Origin of the sequence: Candidatus Accumulibacter contiguus (assembly GCF_036625285.1) — a bacterium.
In the GTDB taxonomy this organism is placed as follows: domain Bacteria; phylum Pseudomonadota; class Gammaproteobacteria; order Burkholderiales; family Rhodocyclaceae; genus Accumulibacter; species Accumulibacter contiguus.
On the sequence record NZ_JAZKUC010000001.1, the window covers coordinates 94,743 to 113,947 of the forward strand.

Here is a 19,205-nt window from a genome sequence, read left to right on the forward strand (position 1 = left end):
CGCTTGCTCCTCGTTACCCGCTCTCGGACTGCTCGTTCAGGCGTCGATTGATCCTGGCGATCTCCGACACCCAACGGCGCCGTTCCAGGTGGTCGAGATCCATGATCTCGTGTTGCGGCCAGTGAAAATGAAATCCGATGTACGCTACCTCTTCATAGAGCCGCTCTACGGGGTAGCGCCAGACTCCCCCTGCTCGCTCAACTCCACTTCAAATTCCTTCTCACAGTACGGGCACTGGGTATGCACCCGGTTGCTGCCGCTGTCGTTCAGGCGACGATAGAGATTCTGCAAGTATCCCAGATCGGCGGCGAAAAAACCCTCGACGATCTTGGGATTGATCTGCTCGAGGGTTCCCAGGCGAATGATGACGCGCGCCAACAGGATGATCAGCAGGTACGCCGGGTTGTTATGCACCCGTGGATCCTTGAGCGGTGCGATTTCATCAAAAGCCGTGGCCAGACGCATCACACCTTCCTTGTGCAGGTTGCCTTCGCTGTCGATATAGCCCATCGGCAGGGTGAATGGGAACTCGGTCTGCAGCATCATCTTTCCTGTCTCGTAGAAAATCATGAATGATCACATCAGACCTCAGGTCTGGCTGCTAGGCTTTCTTCAACTCCTCGTGCGTGATTTCCAGAGCCTCGATGGCGACGGCATTGTTGGTCGAATTGAATGTCGGACCGGTCCATTTGGAAGGCCAGGCACCGACGAAATTCCAGCGCAGCTTTTCCGCGCCGGTCTCGTCCAGCAGAATGATCGAACCGTTCCGCCGCTCGGCCTTGCCATCGATTACCGTCTGACGCCATTTCCACAATTCGTCCGAATCGGTGATGCCACGCTTGAGCGTGACGGGGACGTATTTGTTCAAGCCGGTCAGCTTGCGGACATGATTGGGGTCGGTCCCTTCGCGATAGTCGACCGGATCGGTGCTGACATCCAGGCCGCCACACTCCTGAAAACCGGCCTGGGTGATGCCATCGATTTCGACCATGAAATTGAAGCCCCGATAGGGATCGGTACGTGTTCCGGTAGGCATGGAAGCTCCTTCGCTTGGGTTGGGTGAAAGGGAATACAGGTTCTCATTGGACCGGGCAAGTTAATGTGCAAGTCGCGTATGCGACTCACGAATCTCCCCTCCCCCCTCGCGGGGGAGGGGTCGGGGGAGAGGGAAACGGTCATGATTTTCATGATCGGGGGTGCCTGGAAAAGTCATGACCGTTCGACGGAGTCCGTCGCACCCGCCCGGTGGATGATGCGCACCACGATGAACTCGGCCGGTGCGGTGGCGGCCAGACCGATTTCGGTTACCACCTGCCCAACCTCGCGGGTCTCCGGCGGATTGGTATCGGCATCGCACTTGACGTAAAACCCTTCGGCCGGCGTTTGCCCCTGCAAAGCCCCGGCTCGCCACAATCCGGTCAGGTACGGATGCAGCTCGCGCTGAATCCGTACCCATAAACGCGGATCGTTGGGCTCGAAAGCCGCCCAGGTCATGTTCCGGTCGACCCAGCGGCCAACAGTCAGGAACAGCCGTCGGACATTGATATGGCGCCAGGCGGCATCGCGATTCAGCGTGCGCGCGCCCCAGACGCGGATGCCACGCCCCGGAAACGCGCGCAGGCAGTTCACGCCTTCCGGGTTGAGTCGATCCTGCAACGAGTTGTCGATCGCCACTTCCAGATTCAGGGCATCGCGTACTTCCTCGTTGGCCGGCGCCTTGAATACGCCGACCCGGGCATCGGTACGCGCAAAGATCCCGGCCACATGCCCGCAAGGCGGGACCCATTGGTTCAGCGCAGTTTGCAGCCAGGGAAAATAGAGGGCTCCGTTCAGGGGTTCCGTCAATCCTTGCGTGATGCCTCGGCGCTGATCGAGCACACTGTCTACCGAACTGTTCGGCGCCGTATCGAGAATTGCCAGGCGATCGCCGTGCTCGGCGCAGTGGCTCAGCATGGCGTGTTGCACCTCGTTGATGGCGGAAGGGTCGGGCAGGAGTACGGCGTCCGGCATCGCCACCAGGTCGACGTCGATGAGCGCTCCCAGCTTGGCAAGAGCCTTTTTCAGGGCGGCCAGCCGATCGGCAGCGGCGGGATCGGCAAGTGCCACATAACACCGGCGACCACCATTGGCAAAGAAACCCGTGATTGCAGCTCCGAGATAGCCGTCTGGAGGGCACGGCAGGGCACCGACGAGTTCTTCCATGCGATGCAACAGAATCGGAGCCGGCACAGCCGCTCCGGTGACCGCCGCCAGGCCGACGAAACCAGCGATGCCGGTCGGCAGGCCGGTCGCTGGCTGGAGAAAGACGTCCTCGCGGTAGACACCAGGAGTCTGGCAGGTGGCGGCCATCCGTGTCGCCTACTTGCCGGGTGCAACGAACTGACTGATGCGGAAGATGACGAACTCCGCCGGCCGCACGATCGATACTCCGATCTCGGTGACTACCTGACCCAATTCGCGCAACTCTGGCGGGTTGGTTTCCGCATCGCACTTGACATAGAAAGCCTCCTGCGCGGTGGTGCCGAACAGTGCTCCCGAACGCCAGACGTTGGTGAGAAAGGCCGTTACGTTGCGATTGATTTTCTGCCACAGCGCGGGATTGTTGGGTTCGAACACCGCCCATTGCAGACCCTCATCGATCGACTCGCGCAGGAACAACAGGGTGCGGCGCACATTGATGTACTTCAGATCGGCGTTGGCATCGCCGCCGACGGTGCGCGCCCCCCAGGCAAAGATGTTGTCATTGAGCACGCGGATGCAATTGACCCCTTTCGGGTTCAAACCGTCCTGCTCCGCCTTGCTCAGGGGTTGCGTGACATCGAGCGCGCCGAGGATGACCTCGTTGGCCGGGGCTTTGTGCACGCCCCGCAGGTTGTCGACGCGTGCGTAGATGCCCGCCAGGTGACCGCTGGGGGGCACACCGATCACGCCATCACTGCCCTGCAGTCTGGCAGCGGGATCGAAAACCTTGATCCACGGGAAATACCAGGCCGCGTAATCGGTTTTCTTCGGCATCACGCCGGGATTGGAGTCAGCGGGAATCCGGGTCAGCGTCGTCAAATCGCTGACGCTCTCCGGTCCGTCGAGAATCGCAAAGCGATCGGATGTGCGCAGGCAGTGCGTCACCAGCTTGTCACGGCTGGCGTCATCGGTCATGCCGGGTGCGGCGACCAGAGCGATTTCGTCGATCGCCGCGAAGGCCTTGAGGGCATCGTCGAAGTCGGTCGCCGAGAGGACCCGTACCACGTAACAGCGGCTACCACCGTTGTTGAAGAAGCCATAGACCGCATGTGCGAGGTTACGATGACCGCTGTCGATCGCCGGACCGGGGTCCGTAGTCGCTGCCACCGCCTCGCTGCCGATCAGGTCGCCGAAGGCCTTGGTGAATTGTGTCCAACTGGTGATCAGCCTGGGAGTACCGGCAGGTGTCGGCAGGCTGAAGTCCACGAACTTGATTCCTGCGGGCGCCGCCTGGTCTTTGGCAAGGAGGTGAATCTTGTCCGGTACGACGCCGACGAAACCGGCCGTGCTGGTACTGACGCCAGCGATGGCCTTGATCGCCGACGGGACTTCTTCAACATAGACACCGGGTGACAGGTATTGTGACATACGCCTTACTCCTTAATGTGAAAGTCGCGTATGCGACTCACGAATCTCCCCTCCCCCCGCGCGGGGGAGGGGTCGGGGGAGAGGGAAGCGGTCACGACATTCATGATCGGGGGTGCCTGGAAAAGTCATGACCGTTAGCGGTTTGGATAGCCTAAATTTGCACGTCGTAGTTGTTTCCAGCGCTGACCGGAACGGTGATGCTGGTCGTCATCTGGGTTGCGCCGGCCTGTACTCGCAAGTCAAAGGTGCCCGGCTCCGGTACGCTCAGTGTATACCGGCCTGCCGCGTCGGTCACCGTCTCGACACCCGTCCGGAGCAGCGTCACCTGGGCGTGCGCTACAGGAAGACTGCTGGCGTCGGTAACCCTCCCGGCGACGCGCAGGAGGACTTGCCGGGTAGCCGGCTTCAGGTCTTCGCCTGCAGCGTTCGTGCGTTCCCCGAGATCGACCTGCCCGGTGATCGCGAGCGGTTCCGTGATCGGTGCAAACCTCTCCATTGCCAGTGTTGCCGTGACGGTGATCGACGGACGCAGCTTGTTGCCGATGGCCGTCCAGAAATCGGCGGGATCCTTCAAGCCGTCGGTTTGCGCCGCCAGCATCGGTAACGGCGGTTGCTGTCCCAGCAGCTGGCCTTGCAGGAACGCGGCGGGAATCGTCGGATAGCGGGCGAGCACCTGCAGCGTCTGGCTCAGCAGGCGATGCTCCTGCAACGGTAGCTCGCTGCCGCCGACCGGCCAGGCGGTGACCAGATACGCACAGGCGACCCGCAATGGCGGCGGATGGATGATCGCCTGACCGCTGTGGCGTTCGAGCAAAGGCTCGCTGCTGCGCAGTTCGAGATTTTCGCGGATGTCGTACAAGAACAGGTTGACCGTCGTCTGCGCCGGGTTGAAGGACTCCGCCGGCCGGTCAAAGACGACCTGCGCCGCCGCAAGTTCCGGGTAAGCGCTTGCCAGGGCTGGATCGTCCAGCAGAGAGCGCAGTGTCAGACTCAGGTCGCGAATCATGCTTCAGGAATATCCCGTCTATTCCGCTGGTGAACTCTGCCGTATCTCCAGGATGACCACCCGGTGTCTTTCGCTATTATCAACGTCCGGAACACCTTCCTCGCGCCAAATTTCTTCGCCATAGACACGCGGCAAGAAGTTGGCGCGTGGCAATAGATCCCTGATTCTACTCAGGATGTAATGAGCGCGCGCGCGCGCCAACTCCCGGTTGCGCTCGAAGTTGCCAAGAGGACTTGCATAGCCGTCAACGAAACCGGAGAGATCGCTTCCCCCTTCGCCATATGGATCAAGATTCATGAGAAAAGTGGTCAAACGTATGCTTTCTTCTTCTCGTGTCGAGGGATTCGTCCCTGGTGTCGCCTGACCGGTGTTGAAATAGTAAGCGTGGTGTCGTATCACGGTGATCGGTCCGAAGGTAATCTCCGGCGGTGGTGCGGGCGTTTCGATGTCAACGACGAATCCGCGCCCGGCGGTCAGGGTCGAGCCGGTAGACGTTCCCCATGAGCGGGAGTATCCGGCGCTGACGTCTACACCAATACCGAACGGCTCAAAGCTGCCGCCAAATTCCACCGGGATCTCATTGCCCACGCTCGTCGACTCGGTCGAGCCAAGCGTCAGAGCCAGTCCAACGCTGGTCTCCCCCTGAACCGGCGTGACGCTGAGAGACCAGGGCGCATCCCCGGCGCCACCCGTCAATCCGTGCGTCGGGGCATAAAGTCTTATCGCGCCACGTTCATCCACCGCAACCCGCCATGTGTAATCGACGTCCCAGGAGTTGGTGTTGTTGAGTATGGGGTCGTCGCGCTCAACAGTGACCGAGCCTGCAATTTGCAGAGAGGCATTGGTGTTCAAAGGGATCGAAATACTTTCTCGTTGACTGCTGGAAAAAGTACGTTCCATCGTTCTTTGTCCACCGACCGACAGCGAGACGCTGAGGTTGATCTCCATGTTGGAGTCGTCCATGGATCGCGGCACCTCACCCCAGCCTGCCAGCGGCACGGTCAAACGCTGTAGGCGTGGTATCTTGCCAGCAACGGGCGGCGGCACCAGCTCACCCGGTATCGGCGCGTGGCTCGCCGTGTCTGGCCTGGACTGTTCCTCCTGTTGCATGACCGCGCGCGCGACCCGGTCCGCCTCCTGTTCGCAGGGGTCGTCCGGTTGACTGACGGAGAGTTCAGCCTGAATCGTGCTGCCGCCTTGCTGCAGCACATGCGTCAGTTCATGAGCCAATGTCTCCCGTCCAGCCGAACTCTGCGGGTTGTACTCTCCCTGACCAAAGAAGATGTCCTTGCCGGTGGTAAAGGCACGTGCGCTCAGCGCTCGATTGAGCGTGTCAGCTTCTGCGTTGGTGTGCACCTGCACGCCGCTGAAGTCGGCGCCGAAAGCGGATTCCATGCGCGTGCGCACGCCGCTTTCCAGCGGCTGTCCGCGGCCAAGGGAACGCTGGATGGCTTGTTCCACGCCTGGAGCAGGCACAGACTCAGCATTGGCCTGTGTACGCTGGGCCAGGAGCCGCTGCACAAAGCGATTGCCGTGCGTGCGCTGGAGATTCTGCAACGCACCGGCCTCTTGCAGCGGCCGTGCTACCGGGTCAGGTTGCAGCGGGCGCTGCCTGACCTGTGCCGTCGTCGAGATTTCGCCATTGCCCTCGTGAACAGTCCTTGTCCTCACTGCCGAGCCCCCCGATGCTGACATCATTGACGCGTTTCACTTCACTTCATTCCACGTTCGCCCAATTTTCTGATGCTCCCGCCGTGCCGCCCGCAGCAGATGCGACATCCCGATCGTCTCTCCGGCGTCGGCAGCGTAAAACGCCGCCGTCAGCGCGATGTTCCTGATGTTCCCCCCGGCCAGCTTGACCTCGCGAGCCAGCACCGCCAAATCCAAATCCTCCGCCAGCGGCGCCTCGGGCGGAAACATGACTTCCCAAATGCGGCGCCGTTGCAGCTCGTCCGGGAACGGGAACTCGACGATGGCATGCATTCGGCGGACGAAGGCATCGTCCATGTGACTGCGCAGATTGGTCGCCAGGATGGCCACTCCTTCGTATTCTTCCATCTTCTGCAGCAAATAGCCCACTTCGATGTTGGCGTAGCGGTCGTGCGCGTCCCTGACTTCGGAACGTTTGCCGAACAAGGCATCGGCTTCATCGAAGAAGAGGATTGCATGGGTGTTCTGGGCGGCAGTAAAGATACGTTCGAGGTTCTTCTCGGTCTCGCCGATGTACTTGCTGACGACCTGGGAGAGATCGATCTTGTATAGCGTTAAAGATAGTTCATTGGCGATGACATCGCCAGCCATTGTTTTGCCGGTGCCCGGCGGACCCGAGAACAGGACGTTCAGCCCTTTGCCGAGAGCAGGCTTGCGGCCGAAACCCCATTGATCGTAGACGGTATGGCGGTGCTTGGCCTGCTGACAGATTTCGTGGAGCTGAGCCAGTTCATCGGCCGGTAAGACCAGATCGTCCCAGGTGTATCTGGGCGTGATCTTGCGTGCCAGATCGTGCAGATGGTGATCGGATTGGGCGCGGGCGGCGGCAAACAGTTCGGCGAGCGTCGGCTGGCTGTTCGGCGTTTCGTCGGGTCGCGTCGCTGTCAGGGCGCCACGCCAACGCGCCAGATTGACCGCGCCGGCAACGGTTCCGGAGATCTGTTCGGGCGTCAACTGCAGGCGCCCGGCCAGGGCCTCCAGCTCGCTCGCTGCCAGCGCGATGCCGCTCGCTGCCAGGCAGGTCTGCAGGTACGCCCGTCGTTGCCAGAAATCGATCGCCGGGAAGCGGATCGCCTGGATTGTCCTGGTCGGGTCGGCGGCGGGCCGCCAGGCCTGCGAACCGGCCAGAATGACGACGCCTGCATGCCTGCCGATCCTGTTCAGCAGATCCTGATACCGCCGGGCGTGCTCACCGGCCAGCAGCGTGTCGAAGCCGGTGCAATACAGCATGGCCTCCTGGAGGAGGGCAGTGCGGAACAGCACGGTCAGCACCGCTGCGAATTCCTCGACGGCAATCGGTGTGCGCGCCAGGTCGGCAACCAGCAGAGGCGCCCCGAGCAGACCGGCCAGCGCCTCGGCAAGCCCGCGTTTGCCGACGCCTGGTGGTCCCTGCAGGTAGAGTCTGAGCGATTGCTGCCTTTCCCTGGCCTGGATCGCCATTCCCGTGATGGCCTTCTTCAGCTCGCTGCCGACCGGCAGGTCGGCGAAAGTGGCCGTCGGTTCAGCCCATTCGCAGCACGATGTCAGACGGGCGTCGAGGGTGTCGTCAGCCAACAGGTAGGCGATGATCTGTCCATCCAGCTTGAGATACTGCGCCAGCAGCGGCGGCCGGAGTTGCTGAGGATCAGCGAGCAGGGAAAGCAGGGCATGGCGGCACAGAGGGGCTGCGGCGGCAACATGGGCGCGCCTGGCCAGCTTGTCCTCGGGCGAAGTGCACAGCAGATTGAAAGCCAGATCGATGCTCGGTCGACGACGCGTCACATCATCCTGCAGGTAGGCATAGAGCCGTTCGTAACGCAGATCCACTTCCGGCGCCAGGGCGACCAGAAGCACGTCCAGGTCGAACGACGATAGCTGGAACGCGCTTGCCAGGCGCCGCAGACGACACCGCTCGCCCAGAGCTTCCGACAACGGCAGCTCACGTGCAGCATTCTGCAGCACCGGGATACCGGGTTGACGGGCCAGCAAGGCCTCCACCTCGCCGAGTCCGATGTATAGCCCCCGGTAAGGATCAGCAGCCGCCTCGGGTCCATAGACAGACTGGGCTGCCGCAATGGCCGCCTGCAAGAGTCTGTCCAGCCGCTGCCATGCCGGCTGCAGATCCTGGAATGCCGAGTCTGGGGCGTTGAGTTCATTCACATGAATCGAGCCTGGTGTGTTGACTGTTCAGCCCCAGGGAAGGTTGATGCCGCAGCAGACCAGAAGGGTGCAGGACGACGCTTACAGGCCGGGCGAGCGGGATAGCCAATCCCCTGTCGGACAAGAACGGGTGAGCGATCGAGAAGTCGCCAGGCGTGGTACTCGACCGAGCGGCATCCCCGAGTACGACAAGTATCCCATCAATCGGCCGGGGATGCCGCACCTCTTTGCAGCAATTCTCATTATGACCGAAGCAATGGGGCGAACTGGTCGGAAAGCGCCTTTCTGCCGTCCATGAGAGGGGTTTGGCCACTAAATATTGCCGATTTCCATGCGATCAGTGGGGAAGCAGAAGGCCTCGTTGGCCAAAATGGGAATTGCTGGCCGATCGAGTTGACGCGCGAGCCACGCTTCGGCCCTGGCAGACTGGGCAGTGGCGGTTGCCGCAGCAGCGCGCACTTTACGAAGTACGATTACGTCAGTGCGCGCAACAGCCTGCCGTGCAGCGGCTTACTTGAACAATGTGGAGCAAGTAACCTGCAGGCGCAAGGGCCGGCGGGCCTACTCCGTGTTTCTTTGAGAGCGCCTGGCCCGCGCGCGGGGTTGGGAGGCTCAGAAGCGCAAGCGATCGTTGGCCAGATAGTGTTCCTGTTGCAGTCGGGCGACGGTCGGCAGGAGATTGAGCCCGGTTTCTTGCAGGCACTGGTTGGCGCGGTGGATCAGTTCGTCGTGGCTGGCATCGACGTGCTCGCCGGCGGCGGCGAAGGCGATGGTGTTGCCGCTGTCGCAGGAGGGAAAGATCATCGCACGGCCGTCGAAAGCCCGCTGGATGCGTTCGGCACTGGCCTCGAAAGCATGCTCGCGACCGAGCAGATTGACTGCCAGCAAACCATTCTCGCTGAGGCGCGCACGGCAGGCCTGGTAAAAGGGCAGGGTGTCGAGCACGCCGGCGCGGGCATCGCGGTCGAAGCCGTCGACCAGGATGTAGTCATGGTGGCTGTCGCCCTGGAGCATGTACTCGGCGCCATCGGCGATGACGACGCGCAGCCGCAGGGGGTCGTCCGGCAGTTTGAAGTGCAGGCGCGCGATCATTTCGACCTGCGGATCGATCTCGACGACGGTGATCCGGGTTGCCGGCAGGCGGTGGTAGATGAACTTGGCCAGCGATCCGGCGCCGAGGCCGATCAGCAAGGCCTGGCGCGGCCAGGGCGGCGCGCGCAGCAAGAGGCCAGCCATCATTTCGCGCGTGTAGGGCAGTTCGAGGGCGTTCGGACGCTGAATGCGCATCGCCCCCTGGATCCAGGCGGACGAGAAGTGCAGGTAGCGTACGCCGGCCTTCTCGCTGATTTCGATGGTGCTGCGGGCCATCAGGCGCTGCAGTTGCCGGCGGAAGTCGAGTGCCTGCAGGGTCTGGCGGAATCGCTCGGGAAGAGTGTGTTTACGTGCGGGCAAGGAATGGTCTGCGCGAAGGCTTCTCGGAAGGGGGAGCGTATGATTTCGTTTCCTGTATGCAAAAGCTTGTGCCGACAGGCCAAGCGGTACGACGGGGCAACCGTACATTTTGTCGACATTTTACCTGGTTCTTCGGATGCCATTTCGACGCTTGCTGGAGGCGAGGCGAAGTGCCGGCAATGCCTGCCTGAACTGCGCATACCTGGCGCATGCAGCGCTTTGTTGCAGCGCAACTTTCATAACGCTCCAGGGTTGCCTATAGTGCTCATTCCAGTCGCGGTCGGAGGTGCGACGTCATTCAACAGGATCATCGATCACTCAACGGAGGAGACGACGTCATGCAGAAGTCCTTGCACATCGATCCGGGCAAATGCACCGGTTGCTTGCAGTGCGAAATGGCCTGCTCTTACGAGAATACCGGGATTTTCAACCCGTCCAAATCGCGAATCAAGGTTTTCGACTTTCACCACGAAGGCCGCAAGGTGCCCTATACCTGCACGCAGTGCGCGGAAGCGTGGTGTCTCAACGCCTGCCCGGTCGAGGCGATCAAGATCGACAGTGGCAGCGGTGCCAAGGTGGTCCTCGAAGCGGTATGCGTGGGCTGCAAGGTGTGCACGATTGCCTGTCCGTTCGGGACGATCAATTACAACCATGACTCGGGAAAGGTCCAGAAGTGCGACCTCTGTGGTGGTGACCCGGCCTGCGCGACGGCTTGCCCGACCGGCGCCATTACCTACATTGATGCGGACTGGACGGGTCTGCAACGGATGCGTCAGTGGGCACAGAAAACCGATAGTGCGGCACGCCTTTGAGGAGGAACGATCATGGCCTGGACACGCAAAATTCTTCGCGTCAACCTGACCCAGGGGACCTGCAGCAGCGAACCGCTGAACATGGCCTGGGCAGCACAGTATCTCGGCCAGCGTGGGCTGGCCAGCAAATACCTGGTCAGCGAGATCGACCCGAAAGTCGACCCGCTGTCTCCGGAAAACAAGCTCATCTACGCGACCGGCCCGTTGACCGGCACGATGGCGTCGACCGGCGGCCGCTATTCGGTGATCACCAAGGGGCCCCTGACCGGCGTGATTGCCTGCTCGAATTCGGGGGGCTACTTCGGTGCCGAACTGAAATCGGCGGGCTGGGACATGCTCATCTTCGAGGGCAGGTCGCCGCAGCCGGTCTATCTGCACATTGAAAACGAGAAAGCGACCCTGCTGCCTGCGGACGATCTGTGGGGAAAGACCGTATGGGACACCGAAGGCACCCTCAAGAAGCGTCATCAGGATTCGCTGCTGCGGGTATCGAGCATTGGCCGCGCCGGGGAAAACCAGGTCCTGTTTGCGGCGATCGTGAACGATCTGCACCGCGCCGCCGGCCGCTCGGGTGTCGGCGCCGTGATGGGGTCGAAGAATCTCAAGGCGATTGCCGTTCGCGGTACGCTCGGTGTGGGCAACATCGCCGATCCCAAGGCATTCATGGCGGCCGTGACCGCCGGCAAGAAGGTGCTGGCGGAGAATGCGGTCACCGGCCAGGGTCTGCCGACCTACGGCACGCAGGTGCTGATGAACGTGATCAACGAAATGGGCGCTTCGCCGACGCGCAACCACCGCGATGTGCAGTTCGAAGGGGCGCGCAAGATTTCGGCGGAAGCGATGCACGAAAAGCGCGCCACCGACGGCAGGACGCATCTGGTCACCAATCAGGCCTGCTTTGGCTGCACCATCGCCTGCGGCCGGATTTCGCGGATCGACGAGACACACTTCTCGGTGCAGACCAAACCGGAATATTGGGGGGCCAACGGCGGCCTCGAATACGAAAGTGCCTGGGCGCTGGGCAATGCCAACGGCGTCGACGACCTCGAGGCGCTGCAATACGCCAACCTGCTGTGCAACGAAGACGGCATGGATCCGATCTCGTTCGGGGCGACGGTCGGTGCAGTCATGGAACTGTACGAGCTGGGTGTCCTGACCAGCGAAGAGATCGGCCTCGAAGCGCCTTTCGGTTCTGCCGCAGCCCTGTGCAGCTTGGCGGAAATGACGGCGCGCGGCGAAGGCTTCGGCAAGATCGTCGGGCAGGGATCGAAGCGTCTGTGTACCCGATATGGCCGGCCGGAGTTGTCGATGACCGTCAAGGGGCAAGAGTTTCCGGCTTACGACGGACGCGCGCTGCAGGGCATGGGTCTGGCCTATGCAACGTCGAACCGCGGTGCCTGTCATTTGCGCGGTTACGTGGTTTCCAGCGAGGTTTTCGGCATCCCGGTGAAGACCGACCCCAGGGATACCGACGGCAAGCCCGAACTCCTGAAAGCGTTTCAGGATGCCACCGCCGTCGTCGATTCGAGCGGCCTGTGCGTATTCACCACCTTCGCGTGGACCCTGCACGACATTCAACCGCAGATTCAGGCGGCTTGCCCGGGCGACTGGTCGCTGGAATCGCTGCTGGCGATGGGCGAGCGGATCTGGAACCTCGAACGCGACTTCAATCTGGCGGCCGGGATCACCAGCAAGGATGACACCCTGCCGCCGCGCCTGCTCACGGAACCGTGCAAGACCGGTGCTTCGAAGGGCATGGTGGCCGAACTCGGGAAGATGCTGCCGGAGTACTACAGCCTGCGTGGCTGGACCCCGGACGGCGTCCCGACAACGGCCACACGCGCTCGCCTGGGTCTCTGAGGTGACCCGCCACGTCATTATCGGCAACGGCCCGGCCGGGGTCGTTGCCGCCGAGACGCTGCGACGTGCCGATGCAGCGGCCGAGATCACGCTGATTGGTGACGAAGCCGAGCCGCCGTATTCCCGGATGGCGATTCCCTACCTGCTGATGGGACAGATCGACGAGGCGGGCACCTATCTGCGCAAGAATGCGGAGCATTTCGAACGTTTGCGCATCCGTATGCTGCGTGGCCGGGTCGAGGCCATCGATAGCGGAGCTCGCTCGCTCAGGCTGGCCGATGGCCAGCTGCTTCCCTACGATCGCCTGCTGATCGCCAGCGGTGCGCAGCCGGTTCGCCCGCCGGTTCCCGGCATCGATTTGCCAAAGGTCTGGTCGTGCTGGACGCTGGCCGATGCGCGGATGATCGCCGCCGGCATAGGCCGGGGCGTGCGTGTGCTGCAGATGGGCGCCGGTTTCATCGGCTGCATCATCATGGAGTCGCTGGCGGCGCGCGGCCCGCAACTGACGGTCGTCGAGATGGGTGACCGGATGGTGCCGCGGATGCTCGATGCCGTGGCCGGAGCGATGCTTCGCCGCTGGTGCGAGGCGCGAGGGGTGCGCGTCCTGACCGGCCGGCGGGTGGTGGCGATCGCTGCGGCAGGCGAAGCGCTGCGGGTCCAGCTCGACGATGGCGAAACCCTGGAGGTCGACGCGCTGATCAGTGCGACGGGAGTCAGGCCGAACATCGCTTTCCTCTATGGCAGTGGTGTCGCAGTCGATGCCGGGGTGCTCGTCGACGCGTCGATGCAGACCAGCGTCGCTGGTATTTACGCAGCCGGTGACGTCGCTGAAGCGGTCGAATTCGGAACCGGTCTGCGCGTCGTCAATGCCATTCAGCCCGATGCCGTCGAGCAGGCGCGCGTCGCGGCACTCCACATGGCCGGTCAGCCGGCAGTCTTGCCCGGCACCTTCGTTTTCAACATTCTCGATACCCTGGGGCTGATTTCCGCGTCCTTTGGTCAATGGCAGGGCGTTGCCGGCGGCGAAAGCGTGCAACTGCTCGACGAAGCCGGGTTTCGTTACCTGCGTCTGGCGTTTGACGGGGATCGGCTGGTCGGTGCCAATTGCATCGGCCATACCGAGCACATCGGGGTGTTGCGTGGCCTGATTCAGGGACAGGTGCGTCTCGGTGAATGGAAAGATCGTCTGCTCGCCAACCCCCTGCAACTCAGTGAAGCCTATCTCGCCAGGGGGCTGGCCATGGCGCACTGATGGAAATCACCTTGAAGCTGTTCGCTTCGCTCTCCGATTACCTGCCCGCGACGGCCCGGCGGACCAATGCCTTGTCACTCGACGTTGCCGACGGGTGCAGCGTTGCCTCGGTGATTGATTCCTGGGCGCTGCCGCCGCGCCTGGTGCATCTGGTTCTGGTCAATGGCGAATTCATTCCGCCGCATTTACGCGCCGAGCGCTGCCTGGCACCGGGTGACGCCCTGGCGATCTGGCCACCGATCGCCGGCGGCTGAGCCGTGGCCCATTTCACGATGAGCTTGACTATTCATGAATTCGAGCGCCAATTGCAGCCGCTGTTGACCGGCTGGTGCGTGGAGCAGCAAGCGCAGGAATGGCGCCTCGAGCGTCCAGAGCGCAGCGTGGACATTTCCTGCCGGCTGCTGCCGGCGCTACGGCTTGGCGCACTGCAGTTGCCGCGTCTCGTCGTGTCAATTGCCTTCACTGGCGGCAACGCCGACCAGGAAGCCGATTTCATCGACGACTTCCTGCGCTATTTCCAACGCGGCGGCGGCTGATGTGATAGCATTCCGAGTGGCGGGTCTCCCCGCATCGCAGGATGGTGAACCTGGTCAGGTCCGGAAGGAAGCAGCCACAGCCGTCTGATGTGAGTGCCGGGGGTAAGGCTCGCCACCTTCCACTTCCTTCTGCCACCGACCTTTGCCCAGAGTTGCCCCGAAACCCCTCCGTGGCCAACAGCAGCGGGGTCGGTAACGCCATCTGCTAGAATCCGCCCATGAGTTACCAAGTCCTGGCGCGCAAATGGCGCCCGCGAACATTTGCCAGCCTGGTCGGGCAGGAGCACGTTGTCCGGGCACTGACGCACGCGCTGACCGAACAACGCCTGCATCATGCCTATCTGTTTACCGGTACGCGCGGGGTCGGGAAAACCACGCTGGCGCGCATTCTTGCCAAAGCACTGAATTGCGAGAGCGGCGTCACGGCAAGCCCCTGCGGCGTCTGTTCCGCCTGCCGGGAAATCGATTCCGGGCGTTTCGTCGATCTGCTTGAAGTGGACGCGGCGACCAATACCAAGGTCGATGAAATGCGCCAGCTTCTCGAGAACGCGGTCTATGCGCCAACGCGCGGCCGCTTCAAGGTCTATGTGATCGACGAAGTGCACATGCTTTCGAACTCGGCCTTCAACGCCATGCTGAAGACCCTCGAAGAGCCGCCGGAGCACGTCAAGTTCATTCTCGCGACCACCGACCCGCAGAAAATTCCGGTGACCGTGCTGTCACGCTGTCTACAGTTCAATCTCAAGCAGATGACGCAGCCGCTGATCGTCGGTCATCTCAAACACATTCTCGAAGTCGAGGCGATCAGCGCCGAGAGCGCTGCCCTGCACCTGCTGGCGCGCTCGGCAGCAGGCAGCATGCGCGATGCGCTGTCGCTGCTCGACCAGGCGATCGCGCATGGTTCGGGCAAGATCGAGGAAGTGCAGGTGCGCGAGATGCTCGGCGCAGTCGATCTTGACCACCTGTTCTCGATTACCGATGCCCTGCTCGCCGGAGATGCGGCAGGCATGCTCCAGGTTGCCGACGAGATGGCCGCACGCAGCCTGTCCTTTGACGCGGCGTTGCAGGAGATGGCCAGCCTGTTCACCCGTCTGCAGATTGCCCAGCTCGCACCCCAGGCGATCGCCGACGATTTGCCGGAGCGTTCGCGTCTTCTCGAAATCGCTGCCAGGCTCGATCCGGAGTTCGTTCAGCTCGCCTATCAGATTGCCGTGCATGGCCGTCAGGAATTACCGCTGGCGCCCGATGAGCAGGCGGGTTTCATCATGACGCTGCTGCGTCTGTATGCCTTTCGCCCAGCGCTCGACGACGCTTCCGGCGGACAACGGAGTACTGCGCCCGCTGGCCGCCCGCTGGCGGCGCCACTGCCAGGCACCGCAGCCGCACCGCAGCCGGCACCCTCGAAGCTGGCGGCGGCGCCTGGGCAAACCGCGGCGTCTGTTGCGGCGATAGCACCGGTGCCTGCAGAAGCCGGTTCGGAAACTGGCTGGCACGACATTCTCGCCGCACTCAAGGTCAGTGGCATGGCACGGGAACTGGCACAGCACTGTGAACTGCGCGATCTCGGAAAGGCACGGATGCTCCTGCGCCTTTCCCCGACGCACCGCCATCTGCTGATGAAACCGGCACAGGACAAACTGCAGCAGTCGCTCGTCGAGCATTTCGGCCGGCCGCTGCAACTGCTGATCGAACTCGAAGAAGGCTCGGGGGATACGCCCGCTGCCGCCGCAGAGCGCGACCGCCGCGAGCGCATGGATCTCGCCATCGCTTCGGTCGAGCAGGATGGCTTCGTTCGAGAGCTCATCGAGACCTTCGACGCCACCCTGATCGAATCTTCCATAAAACCCATTTAATCGTTCAATCGTTCAAAGCGAGGCAAGCAAGATGATGAAAGGCGGAATCGCCGGCCTGATGAAACAGGCTCAGCAGATGCAGGAAAATATGAAGAAAGCTCAGGAAGAGCTCGCACAGCTCGAAGTCGAGGGACAATCCGGCGCCGGCATGGTCAAGGTGCTGATGACCGGTAACCACAATGTGCGCCGGGTCACCATCGACCCTTCGGTGATGGACGACAAGGAGATGCTCGAGGATCTCATTGCGGCCGCTCTGAACGACGCCCTGCGGCGCGCCGAGGAAGTTTCCCAGCAGCGGATGGCCGGTTTTTCCGCCGGACTCAATCTGCCACCCGGGTTCAAAATGCCGTTCTGATGAATACGCCGTCTAGCCTCGAGTCATTGATCGAGGCTTTGCGCTGCCTGCCGGGTGTCGGTCCAAAATCGGCGCAGCGCATGGCTTACTACCTGCTGCAGCACAATCGCTCCGGCGCCCAGCGTCTGGCTGAATCGCTGCAGCTGGCGCTCGGCGCACTCCGTCACTGTCAGCGCTGCAACACTTTTACCGAGTCCGAAATCTGCTCCCGCTGTCTCTCGCACAAGCGCGACGGGAGCCTGCTGTGCGTCGTCGAAACGCCGGTGGATATGAACATGCTCGAGCAGACGCATGCCTATGCGGGCTTGTACTACGTGCTGATGGGGCGCGTCTCGCCGCTGGACGGCATCGGCGCCGGCGAGTTGCACCTCGAGCGTCTGCTGGCACGTGCCTGCGATGGCGTGGTACGGGAAGTGATCATCGCCACCAATTACACCAACGAGGGGGAAGCAACTGCGCACTACCTTTCCGAACTGCTCAGGAGTCGCGGCGTCAGCGTGTCGCGCATCGCACGCGGCGTGCCGGTTGGCGGCGAACTCGAATACGTCGATGCGGGAACCCTGGCGCAGGCCCTGCGCGAGCGTCGACCGCTTGTAGGCTAGCGTTTTGGGCGTTTCGCGATTCAATCCGAATCAAGATTGACGTATAATGCGGCGGTTTAGTTCGTACCAACTTTTCATTACGTTCTAGGGATCAGCGCTATGAGCAATGAGAGCAAAGTGGACTGCGGAAGGCGGCGACTGGTCGTCGCCACTGCTGCGGTCGGCGGGGTAGGGGCGTTAGCCGCGCTCGTACCTTTCCTGTCCAGCATGCTGCCGTCCGAGCGTGCCAAGGCGGCCGGCGCGCCGGTGGAAGTCGACATCGGCAGCATCGAGCCTGGCCAGATGATCACCGTTGAATGGCGAGGCAAACCGGTGTGGATCATCAACCGCAACCCGTCCATGCTCGAAACGCTGCCCAAGCTCGATGACTCGGTGGCCGACCCGAAGTCCGAGAAGAACATGCAGCCGGCCTATTGCAAGAACGAGACGCGCTCGATCAAGCCGGAAATCCTGGTCGCGGTCGGCATCTGCACGCATCTGGGCTGCTCGCCCTCGGCCAAGTTCAAGAAAGGTGCCGACGAAGGCATGGACAGCAACTGGCTGGGCGGTTTTCTGTGCCCGTGCCACGGCTCCACCTTCGACTTTGCCGGGCGGGTCTTCAAGAGCAAACCGGCACCGGACAACCTCGAGGTGCCGCCGCACATGTACCTGTCCGATAAGCGGATTCTCATCGGCGAAGACAAGAAGGGGGCTTAAGCAATGGCATCGAATACCAATTTCGAAAAGTACAAGTCTGACGGTTCCCTGCAGGGCAATCTGCTCGAGTGGTTTGATGCCCGTTTCCCGGCCACCTCGATGTGGCGCGGGCACCTCTCCGAGTACTACGCGCCCAAGAATTTCAACTTCTGGTATTTCTTCGGGTCGCTGGCGATGATGGTGCTGGTCATCCAGATCCTGACCGGCATCTTCCTGGTGATGCACTACAAACCCGACGCCTCGGTCAACGCCAATGGCATTCCAGTGGCCTTTGCCAGCGTCGAATACATCATGCGCGACGTGCCCTGGGGCTGGCTGATCCGCTACATGCACTCGACCGGTGCTTCGGCGTTCTTCATCGTGGTGTACCTGCACATGTTTCGTGGCATGCTTTACGGCTCGTACCGGCAGCCGCGCGAACTGATCTGGATCTTCGGTACGCTGCTCTTCCTGTGTCTGATGGCCGAGGCTTTCATGGGTTATCTGCTGCCCTGGGGACAAATGTCCTTCTGGGGTGCGCAGGTGATCGTCAACCTGTTCTCCGCCATTCCGCTGATCGGTGAGCCGCTGTCGATCTGGATTCGTGGCGACTTTGTCGTCGGCGATGCCACGCTCAACCGCTTCTTCTCGTTCCACGTCATCGCCGTGCCGCTGGTGTTGCTCGGACTCGTCGCCGCGCACATCCTGGCTCTGCACGAAGTCGGTTCGAACAACCCGGATGGCGTCGAGATCAAGAAGCGCAAGGACGTTCACGGCAATCCGCTCGACGGCATCCCCTTCCACCCGTACTACACAGTGAAGGACATCGTCGGCGTGGTGGTGTTCCTGATGGTTTTCTCGATCATCGTCTTTTTCGCACCCGAAGGCGGCGGCTACTTCCTCGAGTACAACAACTTCCTGCCTGCCGATCCGCTCAAGACGCCGCCGCACATTGCACCGGTCTGGTATTTCACGCCCTACTATTCGCTGCTGCGCGCCATGGTCTGGCCGCTGTTCGGGATCGATGCCAAGTTCTGGGGGGTCGTGGCGATGGGTGCCGGCGTCGTCATTCTCGCCTTCCTGCCCTGGCTCGATCGCAGTCCGGTCAAGTCGATCCGCTATCGTGGCCCGATCTTCAAGACCCTGCTGGCATTGTTCGTGATTGCCTTCGCCATCCTGGGTTTCCTCGGCACGAAGCCGCCGTCCTACGCCTTCTTCGGCGTCATTCCCGGCGCACCAGTGGCGCAGGTTCTCAGTGCTTTCTACTTCCTCTATTTTCTGACCATGCCCTGGTGGTCGAAAATCGACAAGTACAAGCCGGAACCCGATCGCGTGACGATGTAA

The 19,205-nt window shown here is 61.9% G+C and carries 19 protein-coding genes and 1 other RNA gene; 11 read left to right on the top strand and 9 right to left on the bottom strand.

What is annotated here, in order from left to right:
• Positions 1 to 13 precede the first annotated feature (13 nt).
• The 9 genes from V5B59_RS00415 to V5B59_RS00455 all read right to left on the bottom strand — a co-directional run bounded on the left by V5B59_RS00415 (position 14) and on the right by V5B59_RS00455 (position 9,832).
• Positions 14 to 139, bottom strand: coding sequence for a DUF6760 family protein (locus tag V5B59_RS00415; RefSeq protein WP_308240066.1), 126 nt, complete (start codon positions 137 to 139; stop codon positions 14 to 16).
• Positions 140 to 165: 26 nt separating this feature from the next.
• The gene (locus tag V5B59_RS00420) at positions 166 to 543 is read right to left on the bottom strand and encodes a hypothetical protein (protein WP_034915952.1); all 378 of its coding nucleotides are present in this window, start codon (positions 541 to 543) and stop codon (positions 166 to 168) included.
• 58 nt (positions 544 to 601) lie between these two features.
• Positions 602 to 1,036, bottom strand: a complete 435-nt coding sequence (locus V5B59_RS00425; RefSeq protein WP_034915949.1) for a phage tail protein — start codon at positions 1,034 to 1,036, stop codon at positions 602 to 604.
• 173 nt (positions 1,037 to 1,209) lie between these two features.
• On the bottom strand, positions 1,210 to 2,349 hold the full coding sequence (locus tag V5B59_RS00430) for a phage tail sheath family protein (RefSeq protein ID WP_169069550.1): 1,140 nt from the start codon (positions 2,347 to 2,349) through the stop codon (positions 1,210 to 1,212).
• Between the two features lie 9 nt (positions 2,350 to 2,358).
• Positions 2,359 to 3,609: a phage tail sheath family protein gene (locus V5B59_RS00435; RefSeq protein WP_169069551.1), complete on the bottom strand. Its 1,251-nt coding sequence runs from the start codon at positions 3,607 to 3,609 to the stop codon at positions 2,359 to 2,361.
• Positions 3,610 to 3,760: 151 nt separating this feature from the next.
• The gene (locus V5B59_RS00440) at positions 3,761 to 4,615 is read right to left on the bottom strand and encodes a Pvc16 family protein (RefSeq protein WP_169069552.1); all 855 of its coding nucleotides are present in this window, start codon (positions 4,613 to 4,615) and stop codon (positions 3,761 to 3,763) included.
• A gap of 18 nt (positions 4,616 to 4,633) precedes the next feature.
• Positions 4,634 to 6,286 (bottom strand): DUF4157 domain-containing protein, encoded by a 1,653-nt coding sequence (locus V5B59_RS00445; RefSeq protein ID WP_332351307.1) that lies wholly within the window; start codon positions 6,284 to 6,286, stop codon positions 4,634 to 4,636.
• 36 nt (positions 6,287 to 6,322) lie between these two features.
• Positions 6,323 to 8,464: an ATP-binding protein gene (locus tag V5B59_RS00450; RefSeq protein ID WP_308240062.1), complete on the bottom strand. Its 2,142-nt coding sequence runs from the start codon at positions 8,462 to 8,464 to the stop codon at positions 6,323 to 6,325.
• Positions 8,465 to 9,076: 612 nt separating this feature from the next.
• Positions 9,077 to 9,832: a fused MFS/spermidine synthase gene (locus V5B59_RS00455; protein ID WP_169069603.1), complete on the bottom strand. Its 756-nt coding sequence runs from the start codon at positions 9,830 to 9,832 to the stop codon at positions 9,077 to 9,079.
• A 422-nt stretch (positions 9,833 to 10,254) separates the two neighbouring features.
• Here V5B59_RS00455 and V5B59_RS00460 point away from each other — a divergent pair, with 422 nt between their 5' ends.
• From V5B59_RS00460 to V5B59_RS00510, 11 genes are all read left to right on the top strand, one after another.
• Entirely contained in the window at positions 10,255 to 10,728 is a 474-nt protein-coding gene (locus V5B59_RS00460) for a 4Fe-4S dicluster domain-containing protein (protein ID WP_034914782.1), read from the top strand.
• A gap of 12 nt (positions 10,729 to 10,740) precedes the next feature.
• On the top strand, positions 10,741 to 12,588 hold the full coding sequence (locus tag V5B59_RS00465) for an aldehyde ferredoxin oxidoreductase family protein (protein ID WP_169069554.1): 1,848 nt from the start codon (positions 10,741 to 10,743) through the stop codon (positions 12,586 to 12,588).
• Position 12,589: 1 nt separating this feature from the next.
• Positions 12,590 to 13,840: an NAD(P)/FAD-dependent oxidoreductase gene (locus V5B59_RS00470; RefSeq protein ID WP_034910387.1), complete on the top strand. Its 1,251-nt coding sequence runs from the start codon at positions 12,590 to 12,592 to the stop codon at positions 13,838 to 13,840.
• Positions 13,840 to 14,094, top strand: a complete 255-nt coding sequence (gene thiS / locus V5B59_RS00475; protein WP_034910388.1) for a sulfur carrier protein ThiS — start codon at positions 13,840 to 13,842, stop codon at positions 14,092 to 14,094. The genes V5B59_RS00470 and thiS overlap by 1 nt, the downstream gene beginning before the upstream one ends.
• 24 nt (positions 14,095 to 14,118) lie before the next feature.
• The gene (locus tag V5B59_RS00480) at positions 14,119 to 14,376 is read left to right on the top strand and encodes a hypothetical protein (protein ID WP_169069555.1); all 258 of its coding nucleotides are present in this window, start codon (positions 14,119 to 14,121) and stop codon (positions 14,374 to 14,376) included.
• Between the two features lie 18 nt (positions 14,377 to 14,394).
• Positions 14,395 to 14,493, top strand: an RNA gene (ffs, locus tag V5B59_RS00485) — signal recognition particle sRNA small type.
• 101 nt (positions 14,494 to 14,594) lie between these two features.
• Complete coding sequence (dnaX, locus tag V5B59_RS00490; RefSeq protein ID WP_332351316.1) at positions 14,595 to 16,229, top strand: DNA polymerase III subunit gamma/tau; 1,635 nt, start codon at positions 14,595 to 14,597, stop codon at positions 16,227 to 16,229.
• Positions 16,230 to 16,260: 31 nt separating this feature from the next.
• Positions 16,261 to 16,584, top strand: coding sequence for a YbaB/EbfC family nucleoid-associated protein (locus V5B59_RS00495; protein ID WP_034910394.1), 324 nt, complete (start codon positions 16,261 to 16,263; stop codon positions 16,582 to 16,584).
• Entirely contained in the window at positions 16,584 to 17,186 is a 603-nt protein-coding gene (gene recR, locus V5B59_RS00500; RefSeq protein ID WP_034910397.1) for a recombination mediator RecR, read from the top strand. Before V5B59_RS00495 ends, recR begins: the two co-directional genes overlap by 1 nt.
• Before the next feature lie 99 nt (positions 17,187 to 17,285).
• Complete coding sequence (gene petA / locus V5B59_RS00505; protein ID WP_169069556.1) at positions 17,286 to 17,882, top strand: ubiquinol-cytochrome c reductase iron-sulfur subunit; 597 nt, start codon at positions 17,286 to 17,288, stop codon at positions 17,880 to 17,882.
• 3 nt (positions 17,883 to 17,885) lie between these two features.
• Positions 17,886 to 19,205, top strand: coding sequence for a cytochrome b (locus V5B59_RS00510; RefSeq protein ID WP_169069557.1), 1,320 nt, complete (start codon positions 17,886 to 17,888; stop codon positions 19,203 to 19,205).